Annotated in this window: 23 protein-coding genes and 2 tRNA genes; 10 read left to right on the top strand and 15 right to left on the bottom strand. The window is 41.1% G+C overall.

Features of this window, described 5'->3' with window-relative positions:
• Positions 1–21: 21 nt before the first annotated feature.
• Positions 22–1,635 (top strand): FG-GAP-like repeat-containing protein, encoded by a 1,614-nt coding sequence (locus tag C5O00_RS02585; protein WP_105214685.1) that lies wholly within the window; start codon positions 22–24, stop codon positions 1,633–1,635.
• Positions 1,636–1,683: 48 nt separating this feature from the next.
• Here C5O00_RS02585 and C5O00_RS02590 read toward each other — a convergent pair whose 3' ends face one another.
• The 9 genes from C5O00_RS02590 to porU all read right to left on the bottom strand — a co-directional run bounded on the left by C5O00_RS02590 (position 1,684) and on the right by porU (position 13,858).
• Positions 1,684–3,114 carry a DUF389 domain-containing protein gene (locus C5O00_RS02590; protein ID WP_105214687.1) on the bottom strand — a complete coding sequence of 477 codons (1,431 nt, stop codon included), beginning with the start codon at positions 3,112–3,114 and terminating at the stop codon, positions 1,684–1,686.
• Positions 3,115–4,194, bottom strand: coding sequence for a mannose-1-phosphate guanylyltransferase (locus tag C5O00_RS02595; RefSeq protein WP_105217548.1), 1,080 nt, complete (start codon positions 4,192–4,194; stop codon positions 3,115–3,117).
• Positions 4,195–4,196: 2 nt separating this feature from the next.
• Positions 4,197–4,793: a SprT-like domain-containing protein gene (locus C5O00_RS02600; RefSeq protein WP_105214688.1), complete on the bottom strand. Its 597-nt coding sequence runs from the start codon at positions 4,791–4,793 to the stop codon at positions 4,197–4,199.
• A gap of 3 nt (positions 4,794–4,796) precedes the next feature.
• Positions 4,797–5,480 carry an SDR family NAD(P)-dependent oxidoreductase gene (locus tag C5O00_RS02605; protein ID WP_105214690.1) on the bottom strand — a complete coding sequence of 228 codons (684 nt, stop codon included), beginning with the start codon at positions 5,478–5,480 and terminating at the stop codon, positions 4,797–4,799.
• Between the two features lie 78 nt (positions 5,481–5,558).
• Positions 5,559–7,169, bottom strand: coding sequence for a pyruvate dehydrogenase complex dihydrolipoamide acetyltransferase (locus C5O00_RS02610; protein WP_105214692.1), 1,611 nt, complete (start codon positions 7,167–7,169; stop codon positions 5,559–5,561).
• Positions 7,170–7,172: 3 nt separating this feature from the next.
• Positions 7,173–8,171 (bottom strand): pyruvate dehydrogenase (acetyl-transferring) E1 component subunit alpha, encoded by a 999-nt coding sequence (gene pdhA, locus C5O00_RS02615; protein ID WP_105214694.1) that lies wholly within the window; start codon positions 8,169–8,171, stop codon positions 7,173–7,175.
• Between the two features lie 138 nt (positions 8,172–8,309).
• A complete protein-coding gene (gene cdd / locus C5O00_RS02620; protein ID WP_105214696.1) occupies positions 8,310–8,795 on the bottom strand; it encodes a cytidine deaminase in 486 nt (161 codons plus the stop codon).
• 4 nt (positions 8,796–8,799) lie between these two features.
• Positions 8,800–9,960, bottom strand: coding sequence for a type IX secretion system outer membrane channel protein PorV (gene porV, locus C5O00_RS02625; protein WP_105214698.1), 1,161 nt, complete (start codon positions 9,958–9,960; stop codon positions 8,800–8,802).
• A 34-nt stretch (positions 9,961–9,994) separates the two neighbouring features.
• Positions 9,995–13,858, bottom strand: coding sequence for a type IX secretion system sortase PorU (porU, locus tag C5O00_RS02630; protein WP_244593017.1), 3,864 nt, complete (start codon positions 13,856–13,858; stop codon positions 9,995–9,997).
• 210 nt (positions 13,859–14,068) lie between these two features.
• Between porU and gldJ the strand changes: the two genes are divergently transcribed.
• The 9 genes from gldJ to C5O00_RS02670 all read left to right on the top strand — a co-directional run bounded on the left by gldJ (position 14,069) and on the right by C5O00_RS02670 (position 19,998).
• Positions 14,069–15,748 carry a gliding motility lipoprotein GldJ gene (gene gldJ, locus C5O00_RS02635; protein WP_105214702.1) on the top strand — a complete coding sequence of 560 codons (1,680 nt, stop codon included), beginning with the start codon at positions 14,069–14,071 and terminating at the stop codon, positions 15,746–15,748.
• A gap of 95 nt (positions 15,749–15,843) precedes the next feature.
• Positions 15,844–17,124 (top strand): UDP-N-acetylmuramoyl-tripeptide--D-alanyl-D-alanine ligase, encoded by a 1,281-nt coding sequence (locus C5O00_RS02640; RefSeq protein ID WP_105214704.1) that lies wholly within the window; start codon positions 15,844–15,846, stop codon positions 17,122–17,124.
• 166 nt (positions 17,125–17,290) lie between these two features.
• Positions 17,291–18,193 (top strand): mechanosensitive ion channel family protein, encoded by a 903-nt coding sequence (locus C5O00_RS02645; RefSeq protein WP_105214706.1) that lies wholly within the window; start codon positions 17,291–17,293, stop codon positions 18,191–18,193.
• 85 nt (positions 18,194–18,278) lie between these two features.
• Complete coding sequence (locus C5O00_RS02650) at positions 18,279–18,440, top strand: DUF1328 domain-containing protein (protein ID WP_105214708.1); 162 nt, start codon at positions 18,279–18,281, stop codon at positions 18,438–18,440.
• 27 nt (positions 18,441–18,467) lie between these two features.
• Positions 18,468–18,617: a hypothetical protein gene (locus C5O00_RS14550; protein ID WP_168175932.1), complete on the top strand. Its 150-nt coding sequence runs from the start codon at positions 18,468–18,470 to the stop codon at positions 18,615–18,617.
• Between the two features lie 30 nt (positions 18,618–18,647).
• Entirely contained in the window at positions 18,648–18,977 is a 330-nt protein-coding gene (locus tag C5O00_RS02655; protein WP_105214710.1) for a YtxH domain-containing protein, read from the top strand.
• Position 18,978: 1 nt separating this feature from the next.
• The gene (locus C5O00_RS02660; RefSeq protein ID WP_105214712.1) at positions 18,979–19,332 is read left to right on the top strand and encodes a hypothetical protein; all 354 of its coding nucleotides are present in this window, start codon (positions 18,979–18,981) and stop codon (positions 19,330–19,332) included.
• The gene (locus C5O00_RS02665; RefSeq protein WP_105214714.1) at positions 19,329–19,532 is read left to right on the top strand and encodes a hypothetical protein; all 204 of its coding nucleotides are present in this window, start codon (positions 19,329–19,331) and stop codon (positions 19,530–19,532) included. The genes C5O00_RS02660 and C5O00_RS02665 overlap by 4 nt, the downstream gene beginning before the upstream one ends.
• A gap of 1 nt (position 19,533) precedes the next feature.
• Positions 19,534–19,998: a hypothetical protein gene (locus C5O00_RS02670; RefSeq protein ID WP_105214716.1), complete on the top strand. Its 465-nt coding sequence runs from the start codon at positions 19,534–19,536 to the stop codon at positions 19,996–19,998.
• 454 nt (positions 19,999–20,452) lie between these two features.
• Here C5O00_RS02670 and C5O00_RS02675 read toward each other — a convergent pair.
• The 6 genes from C5O00_RS02675 to C5O00_RS02700 form a co-directional block, all read right to left on the bottom strand.
• Positions 20,453–20,527 (bottom strand) — tRNA-Val (locus tag C5O00_RS02675).
• A gap of 127 nt (positions 20,528–20,654) precedes the next feature.
• The gene (locus tag C5O00_RS02680; RefSeq protein WP_105214718.1) at positions 20,655–20,915 is read right to left on the bottom strand and encodes a hypothetical protein; all 261 of its coding nucleotides are present in this window, start codon (positions 20,913–20,915) and stop codon (positions 20,655–20,657) included.
• Positions 20,908–21,699: a helix-turn-helix domain-containing protein gene (locus C5O00_RS02685; protein WP_105214720.1), complete on the bottom strand. Its 792-nt coding sequence runs from the start codon at positions 21,697–21,699 to the stop codon at positions 20,908–20,910. The genes C5O00_RS02680 and C5O00_RS02685 overlap by 8 nt, the downstream gene beginning before the upstream one ends.
• 651 nt (positions 21,700–22,350) lie before the next feature.
• A tRNA-Val gene (locus C5O00_RS02690) sits at positions 22,351–22,425 on the bottom strand.
• A gap of 64 nt (positions 22,426–22,489) precedes the next feature.
• Positions 22,490–23,662, bottom strand: coding sequence for a bifunctional folylpolyglutamate synthase/dihydrofolate synthase (locus C5O00_RS02695; RefSeq protein ID WP_317046431.1), 1,173 nt, complete (start codon positions 23,660–23,662; stop codon positions 22,490–22,492).
• Between the two features lie 60 nt (positions 23,663–23,722).
• Positions 23,723–26,209, bottom strand: a complete 2,487-nt coding sequence (locus C5O00_RS02700; protein ID WP_105214724.1) for a T9SS type A sorting domain-containing protein — start codon at positions 26,207–26,209, stop codon at positions 23,723–23,725.
• Positions 26,210–26,234: the final 25 nt, after the last annotated feature.

Raw genomic sequence — 26,234 nt, forward strand, 5'->3', positions numbered from 1 at the left:
ACGCTATTAAAAAATTAACACATGAAAAATATTTTACTTTTTAGCCTGGCTGTACTGTTTTCAGTTGCTTCTTTTGCGCAGGTTAGTTTTACAAACCAGGGTAATCTTCTGGCAAATTATCCGGATAATTCCGAAATCGCCGTCGATATGAATGGCGACTGGATGGACGATTACGTTCGGGTTTCCGCTAATGGTGTGGGAATCGATTATCAGGTTGGAGACGGTACTTTCAATTCGGTATTTTACACTCTGCCTATTGCCAATGTACCTAACTGGAGTGTGGCTGCAGGAGATCTTGATGCAAACGGGTACAACGACCTGGTTCTTGGAAACGGCCAGCGTGTATCCTTTCTATATGCTAATGTAAATGGAACAGATTATACCGAAGTTACGTTCCCAGAATTTATATTCAGTCAGCGTTCAACAATGAGCGATATCGATAATGATGGTGATCTGGACAGTTTTGTTTGTCATGATGTGGATCTAAGTCATCCCTACAGAAACGATGGTACAGGTACAATGTCTTTAGATCAGAACCTGATCGTAACGCTGGACAGACCGGGTAACTATGCTGCTATCTGGGTAGACTACGATAATGACGGAGATAGTGATATGTACTTAACCAAGTGTAGAGGTGGTGCATCACCGGGAGATCCGGATCGCGATAATGCGATGTATACCAATAATGGTGATGGTACCTTTACGGAGAATGCTCTCCAGATCAATATGAGAGACAATGCACAATCATGGTCTACTGTTTTCGAGGATTTTGACAATGATGGGGATTTCGATGCCTTTATCGTGAATCACGATTTCCAGAACAGATTTATGCTTAATGACGGTACTGGTGTATTTACAGATATAATTGGAGGAACAGGAATCGACGCTAACGATCTTGGCGCATGGGAGAACCAGGCGGGCGATTTTAACAACGACGGTTTTGTAGATATCTTTTCCGAGTTATCTAAAGAACTTTATATAAATAATGGTGACTTAACCTTTACCGGGATAGACCTACCGTTTGATGAAGGTGGGATTGGAGATTTTAACGGAGACGGATTCCTCGATGTGGTTAATAATGGAGATCTATGGATTAACGATGGGAACGCCAATAACTGGGTGAAGATAGGCCTGGAAGGCGTACAGAGTAATTATAACGGGATTGGAGCGCGTGTAGAAATTTACGGCGACTGGGGGATGCAAATTCGCGAAGTGCGTTCAGGACAAGGATTTAGTCATATGAATTCCCTGGTAGCTCATTTCGGAATTGGAACCGCTACCAATATCGACCAGATCATCATCAAATGGCCTTCAGGAGTAGTTGATGTGATCAACGATCCTAATATTAATGAACAACATATTTTTGTTGAAGGAGACAACGTACTGGCGGTAACCGATTTCCAAAAGGAAGGGATCAATCTTTTCCCCAATCCTACGACAGACATTCTTAATTTCTCACTCAATGGACTTGAAAATACAAAGGTTTCTGTAGTGGATGTAACCGGAAAGGTAGTAATGAATACAACTATTTCCTCCGAGAACACGATTAATGTAGATTCTCTTAAAAGTGGAGTTTACTTTGTTCAGTTAGAAATAGAAGGATCTCAACAAAGCTATAAGTTCGTAAAAAGATAAATTCGAACAAATATTTCAACAAAAAAGGCGCTCGATGAGCGCCTTTTTTTATCGTTCCTCTATCAATAAGGTGTCGAGATTAAGTTTAAATTTCAACCAATTAGCAAGTTTCTGGTTGTTTTCGGTTCTGCTACGGGAGTTTAATGAACGGTCCCAATCCACCTGGAATACGGGAATTGTATCAATACTGCTGAAATTGGTCATCACACGTTTAGAATAACTAAAAGATTTTAGCTTGTCGTAATTTATCTTAACCTCCTGACTGAGACTGGCAAAGGGAATTTCTTCAATTTTAAGTTTGGTGATCTCCTCTTCCAGGAATTCGATCCGAAGATCCTTATCCTTTAATTCTTTCTGATTGTTAACATACAGATCCTCCAGGATGTCCTGTTTCAGATCGTTGGATAATTTTTCGGCCAGCTCACCAGATTGGTCTGTTCCCTGATAAATAGTTAATTTTCCTCCTTCAAGATCGTCTGTTTCCTGTAAGGTGGTCATCCATTTATTGATCTGTCCCTGTGGCACTAGTCTTCCTATTAAATAGACCTCGATCTCCTTGGTTTGATAATCATGCGTGAACTTAACAACTTCGGCTCCTTCATAGTTGATGACGTCCCGTACAAAGTCTTTGGTATTGTTCTCAAATACCTGTTGGTCCAGCAACTGCAAAAACAAGATCACACTTGGAACCATAACAATAAGCGCTATCAACGAGGCTACACGCGCAATAAAACGTCTTCTCTTAGAGTTGGCATATCGAACTAAAGGGAATCGTAACAATTTTGCTACAATAAAGGTAGATAAGGCGATAAAAACGGTATTAATGGAGAATAGATAGAAGGAACCCATAGCGTATTCGGCGTTCCCAACAGCAAGGCTGTACCCCACAGTACATAATGGAGGCATAAGTGCGGTGGCTATGGCAACACCAAAGATCACACTGGCGATCGTTCCACTTTTGGTCTTGGCAACTATAAGCGCCAGACCACCAAATATGGCTACCAGCACATCCAGAATGGTAGGAGCAGTTCTGGCCAGAAGCTCCGGGGTCTCTTCGGTAAGCGGTGACACCTTAAAGTATAGGAAGGCGGTCATAACACTTAAGCCAATCATAACGCCCAGGTTAATTAGAGACCGCTTCAGCATTTCAACATCATTAATAGCCACTCCCAGCCCAACACCCACTATAGGACCCATTAACGGAGATATAAGCATGGCACCGATAACCACAGCTGTACTACTAACATTAAGTCCAATAGATGCAACAAATATGGAGAAAATAAGAATCCAGGCGTTATGGCCTTTAAAGGATATGTCCTTTTTTACAGCGTCGATGGTGGCATCGCGGTCTGTATCGGAACGTATATCCAAAAGCTCGCCGAAGAATTTCTTAAGACTGGCCCAGGTTGAGAGCTTTAAATGCTCAAACTGCTGCTCTTCAGAGGCATTACCGGTAGGCCTGTTTTCTGATGTACTCATTTAGGTATAATTTTCGCCAAAATTTTGCGATATTTCGGTTAAAAGATTCTTAATGTTTTGCTCTTTATTCTTCGGGTAGATCATTAGTACATTGTCTTTATCTACTACGATAAAATCTTCAATGCCGTCTACAACGATCAATTTTTCCGAACTGGAATATATCATATTTCCCTTAGCGTCCTTTGTATACGGAATTGCCCGCACAACCGCATTTCCATTCTCGTCCTTTTCTAGTTTGTCGTGCAATGCACCCCAGGTACCCAGATCATTCCAATCGAAACTTGCTTCAAGCATATGGACGTTGTTTGCTTTTTCCAAGATACCATAATCAATGGAAATGTTATCGGCCCGGCCATAATGATCATCCACAAATTGTTTCTCCATAGAAGTATTTAACACCTCCACGCCGTTGCTAAACAACTTAAACATTTGCGGAAGATACTGCTCGAAAGCATGAATTATGCTTTTTACACTCCAGATGAATATCCCCGCATTCCAACAGAAATTCCCAGCTTCTACAAATTCTTTGGCGGTGTGATATTCAGGTTTTTCACAAAACTGAAGTACTTTTTTTATTTCTGAAGTGTCAGATGCATCGTATTCTATATAACCATACCCGGTGTTAGGAAAGGAAGGCCTTATACCCAAGGTTAACAATTTATCGTTTTCTCTGCATGCCTCAAAACATTGTGAAACATCCTTCAAAAAAGCCTCTTCGTCTTCTATCCAATGGTCACTAGGCGCCACCAGCATGAGTGCATTTGGGTTTTCCTTATGGATCTTCAAAGCGCTTAGTAATATACAAGGCGCAGTATTTCTCATTGCGGGCTCGAGAACAACCTGATCTGGCGTCATCCCGGGAATCTGTTCGAGCACCAGTTCTTGATAACTTTGGTTGGTTAACACTTTTATATTTCGTTCCGGGATACCTTGCGATAGTCTGGAAAATGTTTTCTGAAGTAAACTTTGGCCACTTCCCAACATATCGTGAAATTGCTTCGGGAAACGACGGGTGCTAACCGGCCAGAATCGTGAGCCAATTCCGCCTGCCATGATCACAGCATAATAATCAGTCTTCATTTTCATTTAATAAATTCAACTTCAGCATTGGGGTTGAACAAATAGATCCTACCCGTGGAAATTTCAAGGCATTCATAGCGCTTAACCCGTTTGTTACCACGCTTAAACATCTTTCCATTATATAACCGAAAAGTGCCGCCGTATGGTATCTCAAATATATAGTTTTTATCATTAGGCGGATCGTACGCCTTTAACCCCAGGGATAACTTGCTGTCTGTATCGCTGGAGGCCTTCGGATTCTTAAAGTGAATAGCCAGCAGGGGTAATAGAGATGAAGGAAATATCTCAGGTCGTATAAATGGCAACATCAATTGCTGAAATACATGCTTCCATTCTTTACCATGAGGTTTTATGCTTCGCCCGAAATCCTTAAACGCCACCAAATGTGCAATTTCATGAATCAAAGTGATAAGGAAACGGTATTTGTTCAAATTTGCATTTACTGTTATCTGATGACCACCATTGGTAAGCTTTTTATAGTCTCCATGCCTGGTAACCCTTTCGTTCACTATCTTGAGATGAACATTGTGTTGCTTGATCAATTCGAATACAGGATTAACCGCAGCCGTAGGTATATATTTTGCTAAGAGGTCTGTCATGCATCAGGGAGTAGAACTTGATACCTGCATTAATTTTCCGTTGTAAAATTGTTCCCCATTCAAGGCAAATTCCATGATATATTTTGCCATTTGCTTTGCCGTTACCGGGGCTTTATAGCCGGGGAATGCTTCCTGAAGCATTTCTGTTTGAACCGCCCCAAGAGCGAGAACATTGAAGGAAGGTCCGGTCTCCTTATATTCTTCGGCTAATACCTCAGTCAATGTTATTAAAGCACCTTTACTACTACTGTATGCGGCAAGTCCTGGAAATTTTGTACTCCCTTGAACACCACCCATACTACTAATATTCACCACATGGCCATCTTTATTCATAAAGGGTAATAAAGCCTGAGTCATAGTTACTACACCAAATAAATTTACTTCAAAGGACCGTTGGAAATCGTGAGACGTTAGTTTAGCAAAGGGTTTATTCACCAGGTACCCGGAATTATTGATTAGAATATCCACTCGTCCCCATTTTGATTCTACAAATTCGGATACTTTTTGAATATCTCCTTTACTCGTAATGTCGCATGGGAAACACCAGCAATTGGAGATCTCCATCCCGGAAACGGGTACATCATTTCTCGATAAGGCCAGAATATTGTGATCGGTGTTTGCGAGTAATCCTACTAATTCGTAACCAATACCGCGACTAGTCCCAGTGATAACTATATTTTTCTTCATTTTCTAAAGATAAACAAATCCCGCACCTTCCTGTATGGAGAATGCGGGACCTGTAGTTTAAATATTCCTTTACCCCAACTACACGAACATAGTCACAGGATTTTCTATATACTGTCTTAAGGTTTGCAGGAACTTTGCCCCGGTTGCTCCATCCACCGTTCTATGGTCACAGGCTAGTGTTACCGTCATCGTATTACCAATTGCAATAGCTCCGTTTTTAACGACAGGTTTTTCTACTATCGCACCTACAGATAGAATTGCCGAATTAGGCTGATTGATGATAGAAGTAAATTCCTTGATCCCGAACATTCCCAAATTAGATACTGTAAAAGTACTACCCTGCATCTCGTCTGGAGTTAACTTTTTGTCTCTTGCTTTACCGGCTAGTTCTTTAACTGCCGCTCCAATTTGCGAGAAGGTCATATTATCGGCAAACTTCAGTACAGGAACTACCAGGCCTTCATCAACTGCTACAGCAACGCCTACATGAATATGCTTCGCGATCCTGGTCACTTTATCATCCCATTGCGAATTGACCTGCGGATGTTTACGCAAAGCCATTGCGCAAGCTTTTACGATCATGTCGTTAAAAGAGATCTTCACATCCGGATTGCTGTTAATAGCAGCTCTGGATGCGATAGCGTTATCCATATCCAATTCAATGGTTAGATAATAATGCGGAGCAGTAAACTTTGATTCTCCAAGACGTTTGGCGATCGTCTTACGCATTTGTGAGTTTGTGGTCTCTTCGAAACTTTCCTCTCCCACCGGAACATAAGCTGCCACTCCTGCGGCTGTGGGCTGATAATTCTCTATATCACGCTTTACAATTCGGCCATTTTCTCCAGAACCACGTACACTAGACAATGCAATACCTTTCTCCTCTGCTAATTTCTTAGCGAGCGGTGATGCAAAGATTCTACCAGTCGCATTTGCTGATGAAGTCGATTGGCTAACCGCCACAGATTTATTCTCTTTTGCCGGTTGTTCTTGTGGTTTGGATTCCGGTGCCACAACTTTCTTGGTCTCTTTGGGTGCTTCGGCTGGTTTTGCGGACAGATTTACGGCAGAAACGTCCGTTCCAGCAGGACCAATAATTGCCAGTAAGGCATCCACCTTAGCAGTTTCTCCTTCAGCAATACCAATTTTTAGTAAGGTTCCGGAATAGAAAGACTCAAATTCCATAGTGGCTTTGTCTGTCTCGATCTCGGCCAATATATCGCCTTCTTCCACCTTATCTCCCTCTTTCTTAAGCCAGCTTGCTACGGTACCTTCTTCCATAGTATCACTAAGGCGAGGCATCGTAATGATCTCCACACCATCAGGAATTTTAGAATCTTCAGACGAAGCCGATTCTTTGGCAGGTTCTTCCTTGGTTGCAGCTTCGGTATTTTCTTCAACAGATTTTTCGACTTCTTCGTTACCATTCAGCAATCCAGAAATATCCTCTCCTTCTTCCCCAATAATTGCCAATAATTTATCCACTTCGGCAGTTTCTCCTTCAGCAATACCAATATGGAGTAAGGTTCCTTCGTAGAACGACTCGAACTCCATGGTGGCTTTGTCTGTTTCGATCTCTGCAAGTATATCACCTTCCTTCACTTTATCTCCTACCTTCTTCAGCCAGCTTGCTACTGTTCCTTCCTCCATGGTGTCGCTAAGGCGCGGCATGGTTATAATTTCTGCCATAGTTTATAATTTATGAGGTAAAAAAGGATAATCTTCCTGCTCGTAAACAGTATCGTACATTACATTCTTTTCCGGATATGGCGACTCTTCTGCGAATTTTTCGCACTCACTCACCCTATCCTTAACCCGCTGATCTATAACTTTTATTTCGTCTTCGGTCGCCCACTTCTTTTCGTAGATATGGTGAAGCACATAATCTATTGGGTCTTCTTCTTGTTTTTTCGCAACTTCCTCCTTCGTTCTATAATGTTGCGCATCACTCATGGAGTGTCCGCGATATCGGTACGTACGAATCTCAAGGAAGGTTGGTCCATCTCCTCTTCTCGCTCGTGAAATTGCCTCATCCATTTCCTTGGCAACCACTTCTGGTTTCATACCATCTACTGGCTTACAAGGCATATCGTAGCCTAATCCAAGTTTATAAATATCTGTATGATTGGCAGTTCGAGCCACGGAAGTTCCCATGGCATAACCGTTGTTCTCTACACAAAATACCACTGGTAATTTCCATAGCATCGCGAGATTGAAAGTTTCGTGTAAGGATCCTTGTCTGGTTGCTCCGTCGCCCATGTAAGTTAAGGTAACGGCATCTCTTTCGTGATACTTATCGGCGAATGCCAGGCCGGCACCCAAAGGTATTTGACCCCCTACAATACCATGACCTCCATAGAAACGATGTTCTTTAGAAAAGATGTGCATAGAGCCACCAAGACCCTGAGACGTTCCTGTTCCTTTTCCGTAGAGCTCGGCCATCACCCGTTTGGGATCCACGCCCATTCCTATTGGCTGCACATGATTACGATAGGCAGTGATCATTCTATCTTTAGTAAGATCCATGGCATGCAGGGCTCCGGCTAAAACGGCTTCCTGTCCATTGTACAAATGGAGGAATCCTCTCACTTTTTGATTTATATATACCTGTGCTAGTTTGTCTTCAAACTTGCGCCAGAAGAGCATATCCTCATACCACTGAAGATAAGTTTGTTTCGTAATTTTTTTCATTTACTGAAGTATGCTTATACCAAATTCCAGATCCGATATAAATTTCGCGAATAACAAAAATACTATATTCTGAAGGACTAGAAAAAACCAAATGATTAAAAAAAAAACGAAAACGATTTAGTTAAGAATCCCGAGTTCTTATTCAAGGAACGAACTATCGAATACAAGGGGTAAAAGATCTCTCACCGAGGCTGCTTTAACTACCTTTCCTGTCTCTCCCATAAAATAAATAGCAATAGGGTTGTCTTGCTTTACTTCATATTCTGCCAAAGCTTGCCTGCAGGCACCACAAGGCGGTGTTGGTTTGTTTATTTCCTTCTGAAGGGACCTAACGGTAAGAGCGAGACTATTAATACTTTCGTTCGGGTAATTAGACCCCGCATGGAAAACAGCTACTCTTTCGGCACACAAACCCGAAGGAAATGCCGCGTTCTCCTGGTTGTTCCCGGTTATGATCTGGCCCGATTTCAATTCGAGCGCAGCGCCCACCATAAAACGCGAATAAGGCGCATAAGCATTGTCTCTTGCCTGCTGCGCCTTATTCATTAATTTTTGGATGCTATCCGGTAGCTCCGCGATCGACTCGTAGATCTCCAGATATGTCTCCAGTTTATGTTTTTTCAATGTTCTAGTATTCGTCGTACTCGTCCCCAAAGTTGAAGGTAAGTCCAAAACGAAGTGTCCCTTCAAGCGGGCTTCTCACTTTCGAAGTTGAGAATAAATATGAGATATCAATATTTATAGCTGTATACCTGAATCCGGCTCCTAATGACAAGAACTTTCTGGATCCCTTCAGGTCACTTTCATTGAAATAACCTGTACGAAATGCAAATACATCCTGATACCAGTATTCCGCTCCCAGAGCCCAGGTAAATTCTTTTAATTCTTCAGAGAATCCATCAGGTGCATCTCCAAACGATTTAAACATCCCGGAGAAGAAACTAATAGCTTCGTACTCTTCGTCATCCTCTGCATCAATGTCTCCATCACCGTCGAAATCCTGAGGTGTAGGAACCAGTAATTTATTTACTTCTACGTTAAGACCCACTTTGTTATAAGGGTCCAGGATGAAATCGAATCCTCCACCCAATGCCAGATTGGTAGGAAGGTTGTTTTCCTGCCCAACTTCATCATACTTGATCTTTGGACCTATGTTCGAAATATTGAATCCAGCTCTCCATCTACCATCGAAATCGTTATACGCGATCTCTTCACTCTGATAAAAACCGGCAATATCTACAGCAAATGAACTAGCTGCTGAAGCATCCTCGCTGGCCGCCTGAATCTTCAGGTCTGAGCGTAGGTATCTACCGGCAACCGCCATCGAGAATCGCTCACTTAGACGAAGTGCATAAGATACATCGAAGGTAAATTCATTTGGACTCTGGATAAGAGGATCCTGCTCGATGGTTTCGCGCAGTTCGATATCTCCAAGACTGAAATATCTCAAACTCGCTCCAATGGCACTTCGCTCGTTTATCCTGTTGTAATATGTTAGATTTCCAAGGAATATATCGTTTACTAACTGACTTAAATATGGCGTATACGTAATACCAACACCCTGCTTTGAGATCGCAAATGCGTATTTGGCAGGATTCCACTGTTGAGAAAAGGCGTCTGCAGAAGTAGCAACACCTATATCCCCCATACCTGCGGCACGTGCGTCAGCAGCAATTAAAACGAATGGAACAGCGGTGGTAATTACTCGCTGATTCGCAGTGGAATTGTCCTGAGCAACTGCCTGAAATACAAATAGACAAATGAATATTGGGATAAAAATTTTCTTCATGAGGTTCTAATTTTCGACAAATATAGTTTAAATTTTATAGGATAACCAGTTTTTCAAATTTTTCAATTTGCTGGTTAGTTAACGTAGATTTTACCGTAAGCTTGTATACATAGACGCCTTTTCCAATTTTATCTCCAAAATCATCCAGGCCGTCCCAGACTATATCTCTGGAGAGGAATCCATCGGTATTTACAATCTGATTTTTAGTCCAAACCACCTTCCCGGTCACAGTAAATACCTGCACCTGTACTTCAAGTGGTTCGAAAGGTCTGTTATGGTTAAACCAGAATTCGGTATAGTTTACAAATGGATTTGGGTAATTAAGTACCCGGGTCACTTCCAGTTCGTCATTACCCGCCACTACAAATTGAATGTCCATTGTAGACGAATTATTGTACACATCCCAGGCTTTCAAAGTTAAGGTGTGTAAACCTTTTTCGAGATCCCTTAACTTATAGGTGGCCTTACCTTTTGTAAAGTCATCCACCTCCGCCTGATAGTATTCATTCAGGACAAATGGGTTGGCCTCATCTCCATCTATAATGGCTGTAATATCATGACCAATTCCACTAGCAGTATTGATACCATTCTCATCCTCGAGTTTGGCAATAAGTATGGGTTCATTGTTTGTAATTCCACCGGAAACAAAACTCTCATCATTCATAAAGAGACTTATAAGTGGCCCTTCATTATCCTCCGGCGCATTTTCGTTAAGCCCGCCTACCCTCAGCCGAAGATCATAACCTGTCTGATCTTCCAGTTGTTCATTTCGCTGGGCATATAGACTTACCCTTCCCGTATCTACCGGGATCTGTATATCCCTGGGAACAACAAACTCGAATTCGAAGGTCCCGTTAGTCACCGTAGCCTGGCCATTGAACAAGATCTCGCCAAGGGTAATGAAATCCATGATAATTAACGGTCCCGGGTCGCCATTGGGTAAAATTTCTCTTGTTCCATCATTCCCCAGGGTCTGCCGCTCAACATTTTTGTCGTATACCTTTCCTTCGAGTACACCATTATAATTACTCAGTAAATTTCCGGCTTCGTCCACTACTTCTCCCCCAAGTCGCACCCTGCTCAATGCCTGTAACGTATCGGTAGATTGCTCTATAGGTACTCCATTAAGAGTGGTAAGTCTTACTTTTTGCTTCGGAAATGCAAGGTGCATAGCGGGATCACCTACATAGAACACAACGTATCTGTCGATTCTGGGCAGCAGGTTACGAGCAAGTCGTAGCGCTTCTGCAGGTGGATTTATATTATTGGTTCCGAAACCAAATAACTCCGGAGCCAATTGTATATTGTATTCTACACCGGTACCTACTGTTATGGACCGGGTGGTAGTAATAAGGGCTATAGCACCGCCGTTTCGGTTCCAATAAGTAAGTTCCCCGGCTGTTATACGCAATGGATTATCGAATTTCGTGAATTCGCATGTAACGGTAATCACGCATGGGTACTTTCCTTTATTCTGAAGTTCGATTGCCTGGTCCTTTGTAAAAACAAACTCCTTAGCCAGACCATCTTCCCCGCCATGTCCAAAGTAATTCACCACCAGGGCCCCAACTTCCAATGCATTACTCACCGCTTCGTTAACTTCGGGATAGCGATTTCCACCAGCTGATGTCTGCTGCTGATAAGAATCCATATGAATCTTCTTCACATTGATGAAGGGTTTTTCGGCCGAGATATCATCTCCTAGTTCGTCCAGATCGAATTGTAATCTTGAATCACCCCGATCATCGGCATCATCGGATACTAGTACAAAATTGTTCCTCCAGTTCCCGTAAGAACCTTTTGAATCGTACTCAATGATCTTATCAACAAGGGAATTGGCCAGCGATACGTTGTCTGCAAGGATACGGCCGGTAGCGATATCAGACATATCCGTTAAGGCCATCGTGCCATCCTCCGGATCCATCATAGCGTAATATTCGTCGCTCATATAAGATCTGAAGGTACTTACCTGATTTTGCCTGTCGTATATATGATAAACCGGTACTATATTGGTGTTGTTTGAAAGTCGGTCCTTATAGTCTACAGACGCATCCCCAAAGAGACACAAATACTTTACCCGTTTATCGGGTGAAGACGCGTTGTCATATACATACTTTACCATGTTTCTAATCGCTGAGATATCTTGCTGCCCAGAACTAAACTCTTCGTATATCTTGTCCAGCGGGATCACTTTTACATTCAACCCGTCACTATCTGCTCGATACCTGGCAAGGCGTAAGGCAGGTTGTAGTAAAAACGATGGTGTTACTATAATATAGTCTACATCCTTGAAATTCCCCGATTCGTCCCTAAAGATGGTTCCTTTAATATCCTGGTTAAGTACTACAGATTGTGCTGCCTGTACCGGTGTGAAATAATCGGCAGGATTAATAGCGACATATTCCCGCACCACACCCATAGAAGCCTTGAAGCTGAATGTAGAATTACCTCCTTCGTTCACTTTGCCAGTGATATTGCCTTTCTCTGTTACATCCCAAACCTGAGAGAAAGCACCTGCATTCGCTATTTGATATTCACCCACTCCGTTCAAGGTAGCAGCATCGTTATAGCGAAAAGACAACTGCTGTCCGGTACCGTTAAGTTGCCGTAGAGCTCCAATTCGGATATAATCCAGGTAACCGATACTTGCCGGATTTCCTGCGTTATTATAGGTAAGATCTACTTTCACAGTTTCTCCACTGGCAGGGAATGTTGAAACAAGTTCACGCAGGTCCAGTAATTTTGGGTCCATGATTGGCGAAAAGATCAGAGGATTTGTACTTGTGCCGTTAATAGATATAGCCATTGAGGTGGCAATGTCACTTGCGGAGGCCACCTTGATATCAACTTCCATCTCCGATCCCGGCACTATATTCGGGAAGTTGAATTCGAAACTCTGTTCATTTTCAATATCGAATCGGTTCCCAAACCATTTTCTTCCAACCAATGCGGGTGAAATATCATCTTCTTCATGAAACTGGTAGTCGTTAAAGCTGCTTATCGTTATTGTAGGATTTCCCGAAGGCTCAATCATGGGTTGTACTCTAAGCCCGGGTTCTCCTCCAGCGGTTATATAATAGTAAGTTTCATCGCTGTATGGGTTGATGTTGGTGGGGTTTTCTGAATTAAACCCAGCTGTTTTTCCATAGAACAGGATAAAATCCCCCGAATCGAAGCTTCCATCTTCTTCTCCTATCACCTGAATAGCATTTTGAGGAAGATCATACTCGGTATTTTCGGCATTCAGTTCGGGTAAAGGATCTCCTCCATGACCATATATCTTTAATGTCCTGGGGTCGATACCATCTGTATTCATTCCTATATTATCAAGGAAGGATTTATCTACCCTGTGTATTCCTGTTTTTTCTATTCGGAATTTATACCATGAGCCGGAAGCCAGCACCGAATTGGTAATTGGAATTCTTTTACTACCTCCTTGATTAGTGCGATAGGAGTAATTTATGGTAAAGGATTCGATCTTCCGTAAGGTTCCATTTTCACTTATCACAGGTACAATAGTGAAGGCAGTATATAATTTATCCCTGGAGTAAGTACTGTTGAAGGTAAAGGATAATTTGCCGGGAAGGACAGATCTATCGATGCGAGACAATTCGTCGGCGGTTAATGATCCGTATTTAATCCCAGTCACCCTGATCGAGTTAGGGTTCACCGGCCTGGTATCTTCCCAAATCTGCGAGTACATCACCCATTCTCCCTCCAGTTCCAAGGTTTGGGATTCGTTTTTATTCTTCTGAAGATTAGAAAATTGAGTATTGGTATTAAAGGTCGTTTGGTTGGTATTCTTTTCACCCCAATCTATTTTGATGGTTTTGGATTGTCCAAATAGCATAACCGGAAGGGTACACAGAATACAAAGGAGTACTACTTTTCTCATCATAACAATTAACGTGCTAAATATACGCTTAGTATGAAAGAGGAATCAAAGATTTTTCGAAAAAAGTCCAGATGTAATAAAATCAAATCTTTAGCGTTACCATTGAGGTCGGTATTGCTACCAGGCCCTTACGCTTTATTAATATTTAAAATAATATTGCACTTTTATCGTTAATTACTATATTGCGAACCCAATTTTTTCATATTTGAAACTATGAACTTGAGAAAAACCTTAGCATTACAGCTATTTATTGCAGTAGTTGCAACCGCCCTATTTACGAGTTGTAACAAGTCCCGAGACTACAAAAACAGCTCCAGAGCGACTGGTTGGAAAATGAACGCCAAAGAAGGTGGTTTACAGTACAATCCGAAAGCGAAAGAGCAGGAAACAGGCCCTGGATTAGTCTTCATTGAAGGCGGTACCTACACCATGGGTAGAGTTCAGGATGATCCTATGCACGATTGGAATAACAGCCCAAATCAACAGCATGTTCAGTCCTTCTACATGGACGAAACAGAAGTGACCAATTTAATGTACCTGGAGTATCTGGATTGGATCAAGGCAGTTTTCCCACCAACCGATGAAAATTATAGAAGAATATATGACGGAGCCGTGCCGGATACCCTGGTATGGAGAAACCGTTTAGGTTATAACGAAGTAATGACCAATAATTACCTGCGCCACCCGGCCTATGCAGAGTATCCTGTAGTAGGTGTGAGCTGGATTCAGGCAGTGGAATTTAGTAATTGGCGTACAGATCGTGTTAACGAACTTATCCTGGAACAAGAAGGCTTTACTACACGAAATGCGAGATATGATGTAGAGGCCGGCCAGACCTTCAGTACAGACACTTACCTCAATGCGCCTTCCATGACCTATGGAGGTAACGATTCGATCACCCGAGGTGGTAAGCGTTCAGAAGCATTATTGAAAAGAAACGAAGATAGTACCGGACTTTACGTTCAGAGAAAGGACGGACTCTTATTACCAGACTACAGACTACCTACCGAAGCAGAGTGGGAATACGCTGCGCTGGGATTAGTAGGATTAAGAAATTACAATGTATACCGTGGAAGAAAGAAATATCCATGGGATGGTCAATACACGCGCTCTGGAAAGAGAAGAAGCCGTGGTGATCAATTAGCAAACTTCAAACAAGGTGATGGAGACTACGGTGGTATTGCCGGGTGGAGTGATGATGGTGCAGATATTACTGCCGAGGTGAAGTCTTTCGAACCAAACGATTTCGGGCTATATGATATGGCTGGAAATGTTGCCGAGTGGGTTGCCGATGTATACAGACCAATAGTAGATGATGAATTCAATGATTTCAACTACTACAGAGGAAATGTTTATACCAAAAACGCTATAGGCGAAGATGGTAAAGTGAAAATTGTAACAGCAGATTCTATAGTATATGATACCCTGGCTAACGGGAAGATCATTGCAAGAAATCTACCTGGCGAGATCCTTCAGGTTCCTGTAGACGAAGAAGAGACTTATCTGAGAACTCAATTCTCTGAGAGCGATAACAGGGATTTCCGAGATGGTGACCCCAGGTCAACCCGTTACTATCAGTCATTCGCCGATGAGTACAACCAAGGTGAAACCAGCGACTCCAAACGTATGTACAATTCGCCTAAACACTCCGTTTATGCAGATAGCACAGGAAGGTTAGAGCGACAGTATGACAAAGCATCCAACCGTACTACTCTTATTGATAATGAAGTAAGAGTATATAAAGGAGGATCATGGAGAGATCGCGATTACTGGTTAGATCCGGCACAAAGACGCTACTTCCCTCAGGATATGGCTACCGATTATATCGGGTTTAGATGCGCTATGTCCAGAGTTGGATCGAAAAGCAAAAAAGGTAAGAGACCGAGACACTAAAAAAACTTAGTTTCAAATAAGGAAACCCTCCAGGACAGCTTCGGCTATTTTAGGAGGGTTTTTTATATCTTTATTTTTCTGAATAAAAGCCGCCCTTGAAAATAGAAACCTTACACAGTCATTTCCTGCACAGCAGCGGAATTTGTACCGATACCCGAAAGATCACACCTAATTGCCTGTTTTTTGCCCTTAGAGGGGATAACTTCAATGGAAATGAATTTGCCCAGGACGCACTTGACAAAGGCGCATATAAGGTAGTGATAGACGATATAAGGGCACACAAGAATACAGGAGAAACTATTTTACATGGAAATTCCCTGGTTTTACTCCAGAAACTGGCCACCTTTCACCGAAACTACTTAAAAGTCCCGATCATTGCCCTCACCGGTAGTAATGGTAAAACCACCACAAAGGAGCTTATCAATGCGGTTTTATCGCAAAAATTTCAGACCACAGCAACCATAGGTAACCTGAATAATCATATCGGAGTACCCCTCACTTTGCTTTCCATGACCGCGAAGACCGAATTCGGGATCGTTGAAATGGGTGCAAATCACCTCAATGAGATCGCACAGTTAAGTGCCATTGTGCAGCCCGATTACGGCTATATCACCAATTTTGGAAAGGCGCATTTAGAAGGCTTCGGAGGCGTGGAAGGTGTTATTAAAGGCAAGTCTGAACTTTACAAGCATTTAAGTGAAAACGAAAGATTGGTTTTTGTAAATGGGAATGACGAAAAGCAAATGTCACTTACCGCAGATATGAATAGATTTACTTTTGGAAGTGGCGATTTTGATTGTTCCATCGTTTTAAAAAATGCTTCCGGGTATTTACAGATAGAATACCAGGGAATTAGCATTCAAAGCAATCTCATCGGCCTGTATAATTTCCATAATATAGCCAGTGCCATTGCCATTGGTCAATATTTTAATGTTTCAGCAGAAAATATTAAAATCGCCATCGAGGGCTATACCCCCCAAAACAACCGGTCTCAAATCATTGAAAAGAACGGCTTCCATATCATTATGGATGCCTATAATGCAAATCCTTCCAGTATGCTAGCCGCGTTGGAGAATTTCCGTCAGGGAAAAGGGGAGAACAAGATCCTTATTCTTGGAGATATGTTCGAACTGGGTGAGCATGCATCCACAGAACATCAGAAAATAGTTGCGTACCTCGAAGAGCACCCATTTGCCATGGCATATCTAATAGGAGAAAATTTCAGTAAAACGCATAGTACAACCTCTCAAGTGAAGTTATTTAAAAGCTTCGAAGAATTCACAACCTTCTGGAGTTCAATACGTCTGAAAGGAGGAAATCTTATGGTAAAAGGGTCTCGTGGAATGGCTCTGGAACGTATTTTAGATTTGTTGTAAATCATTTTTGTTTAATCTTTTACGTTATTTCTTTAACAATTTCTGAACGAAATTAACATAGTTTTATGTTAAAATGTTCAACGCTTGGTTAAAGCTCGTTAAACAACTTGACAAAATTTGATATGTCCCTATATTAGATAGTGTCATTAACCAACAATCTATAATCATGTACGAGCAAATAACCAAATCTTTCAATGACCTATCGGATAAATTGATAGGATGGGTTACGACCTTCGTAGAACATTTACCAAATCTGGCCGTGGCGTTACTTGTAATGGTAATTGCTTACTTCATGGGTCGATTTGTAAGTAAACTTGCCCGCAGAATCGCAGGAAGATACATCGAACAGAAATCTGTTACAAGACTTATAGGTAGTGTTTCTGCCGTGATAGTAGTTCTAGGCGGACTTTTCCTTGCTCTGGGTGTAATGGACCTGGGTAAAACCTTAAATACTCTACTTGCCGGTGCTGGAATTTCCGGACTAGTAATAGGGTTAGCGCTTCAGGGAACACTTTCAAACGTTGTGGCAGGAATTGCTCTCTCCTTCAGAAAAAATATAAGAATAGGACATTGGATCGAAACCACAGGTTTTGCTGGTGAAGTAATAGAAATTAAACTAAATAATTTCATACTGAAGGAAGCAGACAATAATATGGTGATCATTCCTAACAAAACGATAATTGATAACCCTATAAAGAACTATTCTCTAACAACACGTATGCGTATTATGATAGAGTGTGGTGTAGGTTATGAGAGCGATCTGGAAAAGGTAGAGAAGATCACAAAAGAAACCATCGCGAATAGTTTCGATCAAATAGAATCGCCAGACGAAGTAGAATTCTTCTATACTTCCTACGGAGACAGTTCCATTAATTTCTTATGCCGCTATTGGGTAGACTCTGAGAGTGGAATTGAAAAACTACGTGCGAAGAGTAAAGGGATTATTGAAATTAAAAAAGCATTTGATAAAGAAGGTATCAATATACCATTCCCAATACGAACATTGCAACTTGATACCGGGCTGAGCTTAATTAAAGACGCCTCTGAAGAGGCCGTCTCAGCCAACTAAATACATTAAAATTAATAGACCTCAGCCATCCTACCAGTAAAGGTAGGACAAGGAAAGAACACTTTAAACTAAAAAACTTTTAACTATGTTACGCTGGACCATCACATTTATTGTAATCGCATTAATCGCCGCAATCTTAGGATTCGGAGGAATCGCAGGAGCATCTGCAGGAATTGCTAAAATCTTATTCTACATTTTCATCGTGCTCTTTGTACTGTCACTGCTAGCCAGGCTAGTGAAGAAATAATAGTATTAACCACTAAAAAAAACAACTATGAAAACTATTAAACGAATACTGTTTCTATCCATGTTCCTTCTGGCTTTCGCAGCCTGTAGAGAACAAACAACAGGAGAAAAAGTGGAAGACGCTGTAGAGGATGTAGCCGATGAGGTTGAAGATGCGGCAGATGATATTTCACAATAACCGATTATTAACTTTTAAACTGAAAACATTATGAAAAATAACACGAATTTAATTGCAGGAATCTTAAGTGGAGCAGCCGTAGGTCTAACCTTAGGTGTCCTATATGCTCCGGATAAAGGAAGTGAAACAAGAAAGAAGATCAGAGAAAAGGCTATTGATACCAAAGACACTATTGTCGAGAAATCTACAGCCATCGCAGATCAGATCACTTCCAAACTAAGTACCAGAAAAAATGGGTTTGAACAGGAACTCGATCAAATGTTGAGTAATGTCGACTCTAAATCGGACGATGCAATTTCGGCATTGGAACGTAAACTGAAACAATTGAAGAAAGAGAACGGACGCGTAAAAATGAACTAAGATGAAACAAACTGTCACCGCCATAAAAGAAACCATTACAGATAGCAGTGAATTGGGTGTGCTATATGCCCGACAAGAGTTGGAGCATATGCAACTGAAGCTCTTTTATAAGATCGCTTCTCATACCTCCGGAACTGCCAAGAAGGTAGTATATGGACTCCTTCTGTTAATGACCATGACTTTCAGTTCGATTGCTCTGGCGTTATATCTTGGCACGCTTTTAAACAGCACCGCCTTAGGTTTCTTAGTGGTAAGTGGGATGTATATCCTGCTCATTGTGACAGCATTTTTACTAAGACGAAAAATAGAGAAATATATTATTAACGAATTAGCCCAAAATTTCTTTGACTCATGAGAACGTTCAATTCATTAGAGGATCTTGCCAAGGAGGTTTACAGAAAAGATCTTGAAAAACAGATCACATTAGAAAAAATGAAACTTAATGTGAACTCCTTAAAACACCGCTTAACGCGGGAGGTTATACCCGGTGAAATTGCACATATGGCGGGAAATTACCTGGGTAAAGTAATTCGGAATAACTTTAAAAATAAATAACATGAAAACTTTAAGAAACATATTTACATTATTCGCATTGGTAGCCTTTACAGGCGTCTATGCGCAAATGGAAAATAAACAGGTAGAAAAAGAGACCATGGTAAAAAATTATGAAGTGGAAACCTCTAAAGGTAACATGACATATACACTCAAGGTAGATACCAAACGAACCAATTGGGTGACCATGGAAAAGGAAGAACTCAGTAAAAAAGAGCAGACCCGGGTACATCAACCAAAAAAAATCACTAAAGTGATTAGTATAAAAGGTGATGATGACCCTACTTACGACAATGTGCTTTATGTAACCTATAAAGCTAATGAAGACGACGACTTTGAAATTTATCCAACAAAGGAAGGATTTACTTTATCCGTTGTGGGGAAGGATTTTAGATATAGATTGTTGGACAGAAACTATTCAGTAAATAAGGAATATGAAGACTTCTTTGAAGTTAGCATGTCCCAATAATTGATTAGTTTCATTAGTTGTAAACCCGGCCATGTGCCGGGTTTTTTATTTTACTTCACTGGATTAATAGCGTGATCCAGAATTGAGCCACTACTGCAAAAACAATCTCATGAGCTGCGCTCACCGATTTTCAAATCAATGAATTCTCAAAGTAATTTTCGATGACAATCCTCACTGGATTACTAACGTGATCCAGAATAGAGCCACTACTGCAAAAACAATCTCATGAACTCCGCTCACCGATTTTCAAATCAATGAATTCTCAAAGTAATTATCGAGCACAATCCTCACTGGATTACTAGCGTGATCCAGAATAGAGCCACTACTGCAAATTAAAATCCATATCACGACTTACGTCGTGTAGAATTTTTCATATTCAAAACCCTCAAACCCGGGGTTTGGGTTTTTGTATATGAAAAAATCCACATCTTCCGATGTGGATTTTAGCTTGATGTGGGTCATACTGGATTCGAACCAGTGACTTCTACCCTGTCAAGGTAACACTCTGAACCAACTGAGTTAATGACCCTAATTTCAAATGTAAATATAACGCATCCCCATTTATTCACCTTATAAAAAATGAATGATTAAACACGATCTGCAAAATCCCTATACCTTCGGTTTGGTAGGCTATTTTTTATTAACGGTATTATTAACTAATCCCTAATCTCTGTTCCATCATCGCATTTAAAGTAGCTAATATTCCCGTCTCCAAAGTTAGGGCTTTGGTCGTTCATGTTTATGGCATTATAGATAGCCCATTGTTCTTGGTCACACGTTCCAGGCTCATACTCTACGGTTTCGATTAGCTCGAAATCCTCGTAGATTTCTACTACTCTATGACAATTACACGGCTCATCATCGCTACTGCATGATACACATAGTAAAAAAATAATATGCATAACTTTCTCATACATCTTTTTGAATTTTAATAATATTCAACAGTTGGTGTACATCTCCCAAATCAACCAAAAAGTCGTTATACTCTGGTGATTTCTTTAAACTGTGGCAGGTAATACAACCGTTTTTTACGTCATGATCTATAATTTGTTTAAACAAAATTCCATTCTTATGAACTATAACCCAAAACGGATACTCGTTATATTTTAATTTTTCATGCCATCTATCTTTACTTAGCTCCCTCGCAAGAACTAATGCTCCCCATGGAATACTATTAACCGATCCATCATTCATGGAATCATCTACAACTTCAAATGCACGATAGTTGTATTTCCCAATTCTATTCACTATAAATGTCACTTTTATCAAGTTAATAATATAATCGTGGTTATTATGATAGGCTAAATATTTAGGCCTTTCTTTAGTGGGGATAATAGGCACTTGAATTAAAAAGTTGCCGTTTGGTAGTTCTTCGTAGTTAACACCATTTTTGTTTTGCACAAATGACATAGGGCCATTGACCAATACATCGTTATTGTACTCTTTAGACTCAAAAAAAAGTCTAAGATGTTGCGCTCTTGAATCGGGGATCTCTTTCATGGATTCTAATTTTGCTATTGACCTTCGGGTCATAAATAGTTCTTCTGCCAACTCTGTTTGGGTGTAACTAAAGCTGTGGCGTAATTCTTTAAGTTCATTACCAGTCATAATCATACGATTTAATTCAATTGTTTCTATTCTTCTCCCGGCTCTTAATTTGTTCAGGTCGTTTTCAATGCTTTTTACATAAATGATATTCACAGTCTCTCTTTCAAAAGCATCTCTAATCCCATTACTACTAATCGGGATAATATCTAGAATATCTTCTCATGATATACCTTAAGAATCCTTCTTTTTAATAAGGTTTGCAAGAGGTTTCTCGTGAGTTATTTTGTTGAGAACCATTTAAGTTTTTCTTAGTTTTTAAAATAGATATTATTGAAGATTCAATACCAAAAGTACATCTGTAATACACATTTTGCCAAATACCTAAGCATTTTATCCACAACTGTCGAAGGTCTAAAAAAAAATAGCTCGATCCTCATTTCTTCATTGGCCCGTAAAATTTATAAAAGTCTTGATATATAAAAGAGAATTATGAGGGATTATTTTCTTATTTAAGATCTGAAGAAATAATCTAAAATGTGAAATTTTTGGAATTTATATCAGTTGAAATACTGTATCTAAACCTTAGCAATCAATTCTTATATCTATAAAAGAATCCCTAAACCTTCGGTTTGGTAAGCTATTTCAGGGATTACAGATCCCCGTGCGAGACCACTACTGCAAATTAAAATCCACATCACGACTTACGTCGTGTAGTATTTTTCATTTACAAAAACCCTCAAACCTGAGGTTTGGGTTTTTGTAAATAAAAAATCCACATCTCCCGATGTGGATTTTAGCTTGATGTGGGCGCGAAGGGATTCGAACCCCTGACCCCTTGGGTGTAAACCAAGTGCTCTGAACCAACTGAGCTACGCGCCCTTGCAGTTAGCGGATGCAAATATAAGGTAGTTTTTAAATTCAACAAACAAATCGGTTAAAAATATCAGAGAACTTCAGCTACCGTAAATGTACTTCCTCCAATATAGATCAGGTCGGTTTTATTTGCCTTTTTTAACGCAGCACGATAGGCATCCTTCACCGAGCCGTACACCTCTCCTTCTAAAGAATGTTTTACCGCAGCTTTTTGTAACTCGGTCGCGTCCAGTCCTCGCGGAACATCAGGTTTGCAGAAAAAATATTGTGCATCCCTTGGGAATAATGGCAATAACTTATTTAGATCCTTGTCGTTCACTACTCCTATCACAATAAACAAACGATCATATACCGCCCCTGCCACTTGCGTGAGTACTTCCTTTAACCCTTCGGTATTGTGAGCCGTGTCACAGATCACTTTGGGTTCTTTACTCAATACCTGCCAACGTCCCATCAATCCTGTAGATGACATAACATTTAACAATCCGTTTTCAACAGATTGCGGAGAAATCGACCATCCTTGCTCTCTTAAAACTTCAATACCCGCTACGGCAGTTTTAATATTTTTTTGCTGATAGCTACCTAACAGATCGGTACTATACTTCGGTAGTTTTCTTTCCTCTGCGAATGTAATTGGAGCTAATAATTGTTCGGCTACTTGTTCGAAAACAAATCTTGTTTCTTCCTGAATTTCACCAATTATCACCGGCACTCTTGCTTTAATGATCCCCGCCTTTTCAACGGCGATCTCTTCCAGGGTCGTCCCTAAAAAGTTTGTATGATCAAGCCCTATGTTGGTAATAATTGAGATTTCGGGTGTAATAATGTTTGTACTGTCCAGACGCCCTCCCAATCCTACTTCTACAATTGCTATATCGATCTTTTCGGCCCTGAAATAATCAAACGCCAGACCTACAGTCATTTCGAAAAACGACAAGGAATTTTCCTCAAAGAACGGTTTGTGTTTTCCAACGAAATCTGTAACATAATCCTCTGGGATCATCGCTCCATTTATACGAATTCGTTCCCGGAAATCTTTCAAGTGGGGCGAAGTATACAAGCCTACCTTATATCCCGCATGCTGCAATACAGATGCTAACATATGGCTGGTAGACCCCTTTCCATTAGTACCGGCCACGTGAACACTCTTAAAAGACTTGTGCGGGTCCTCCAGATGATCCATAAGCAATACGGTGTTGGCCAGATCAGCCTTATATGCCGCCTTACCTACTCGCTGATACATGGGCAATTGATCGAACAACCAGGATATAGTTTCAGAATAATTGATCTTCTTTAAATTTATTTAGTTTATAATAAGTTTCTTGGTAACCACTCCTTCATGCGACCCAATTCTAACGAAATACATACCGGCTTGAAGGGCAGACACATCTATACGTAGCTTGTCGAATAAAGGTGCCTGTCTAATTATACGGCCGTGAATATCAATTAGCTGTATTATTAATTCACTTTGCGCGCTCACCTTCTCAATATAAACATAGTTCGTCGCGGGATTTGGGTATACGGCGATATCACTTTCTGAAATATTCTCTGCCACATTCAACACTATATTAGAGATATCCATCTTATAGGCCGATCTGCCATAGGTGCCTACGTAGAGATATTCAGAAGGATCGTAAATATGCATATCGGTTACTGGTACAGAAGGTAAATTATCACCTACAACCTCCCAAAAGGATCCATTAGTACCCGAAGCGAAAACCCCAACATCCGTCCCTACGTATAAATTTCCGTTAAGGTCCTCTACAACATCATTTATGGGAATATCGGGGAGGTTACTAGAAATGCTTACCCAACCGGCACCACTTGTGGTACTCTTATAAATATGTCCCTCATCAGCACCATAACGATAGCCGGAAAAGGTTACATATACCGTATTTAATTCGGTTCTCGATGCAAGCACTTTTGTAACCCATCTGTTTGGCAAATTGGCCGACACCAAGGTCCAATTTATTCCGCCATCCTGCGTCACCCACACATTTCCGTCATCGGTTCCTACATAGATGATATTACTATCTAAAGGCGAAACATCGATGGAAATAATGGTTCCAAAGGTAAGATTTCCGGCATAAGGACCATTGCTAAGGTCCGGACTTATTGCAGTCCAGTTCCCTGCAGCATTCGTTGTTTTGTAAAGACGGTTCGCTCCATAATACAAAATCTGGGAATTGGCAGGATCGAAAGTAATGGGCGTATCCCAATTTTTACGATCGGCCGAAGAGATCCCGCTCATAGCATTAAAGAAACTGGCACCATTATTTGTGGATTTCACTAAATTACCTCTTTGTGACAGGGCGTAAATAATGTTTGTATTTGTGGGATCAACCAAAGGCTGGAATCCGTCACCTCCATTTATGATATCCCAGTTATTTGTACTTCCTGTAACTGTCCTCATCGTGCTGTTGTCCTGGGTTCCTGCGTATACTTTGTTTTCATTCTGAAAATCTACATGCATACGGTAGATCTGCGTTATAGGGAGGGTTTCGTCCTTCACCCAGCTTGCGCCATCGTTGTCGCTTTTATAGAATCCACCATCGTTACCTAGCAATACCTGCCCGGCCACCGAATTATTAAAGGCCAGTGCGTGTTGATCTACATGTACATTGGGAAAGGCGGAAAACCAGTTTTGTCCGCCATCAATTGATTTTTCTACTACAAAATCCACATTATACAGGGTATTCTCGTCTGTAGGATCCACATATATCCCCCGAAACCACCAATGAAATCCAATATTGGTAAGCTGGCTGGAATTAACTGCAATCCAGTTATCCCCACCATCGGTAGTTTTGTAAACTCCTTGAATATTTCCAGTATCTGTAGAGTACCTGGCATACAAGACATCAGGATTGGACTGAGAGATATCAATGCTTATCCTACCTTTTTGCGATGCCGCTGATGGCAAGCCATTTGAAAGTTCATTCCAGGTTTCCCCTCCATCCACAGATCTGTATATTCCGGAAGTCTCTCCTCCGTATTGCCTGTTATCCGGCCGTCTTATACGTTCCCATGCGACTGCATACACTATATTGCCGTTGGAAGGGTGAATAGCCATGTCTATAATTCCGGTACTATCACTTACAAAAAGTTTTTGTTCCCAACTCGAACCTCCATCCGTACTCCTGTACACACCCCGGTTGGAATCATTTCTAAATAGCGGACCCATGGCTCCTACAAAGATAGTGTTCTCATCACCTGGATCGATCAATATCTTTCCCACACTACCAATATCGGGTAGTCCCTTAGCTTGCCAACTCAAACCACCATCTTCACTTTTATAGATACCATCCCCGTCGTACGCTAACGATCCTCCTCCGGCATTTACTTCACCCGTTCCAACCCAGACCACATCGTTATCAACTTCAGAAATTTCTATATCTCCAATGGATAACATTTCCTGCTCATCGAAGATAGGTGTCCAACTCGATCCGGCATCGGTAGTTTTAAAGATCCCACCTGAGGCTGCACCTACGTAATACGTATCGGCTTCATTGGAAGGGATCTCTATATCTGTAATTCGGCCTCCAATATTTACCGGCCCTACAAATTCCCAGGAATTTCCCACTACCGAGCGCTGCTGTAACAAGGCCTTTTTCCACTGGATAGCTTCCCGGTATGCGCTGCTTTTTATTTCCCCTGTGGGGTAAGCCCGTTGTTCGAACATGAAATCGGCAGGAAGTTGTTCAACACTATTCTCCACCAAAATGGTTGATTTCTCTAAACAGGATGAAGCGGTAAGTAAGAGTGCAGGAAGTAGATAAAAGTAGTTTCTCATAGCGATCTGTTCTGAAAGCTAAAGA

Origin of the sequence: Pukyongia salina (genome assembly GCF_002966125.1) — a bacterium.
Classification (GTDB): domain Bacteria; phylum Bacteroidota; class Bacteroidia; order Flavobacteriales; family Flavobacteriaceae; genus Pukyongia; species Pukyongia salina.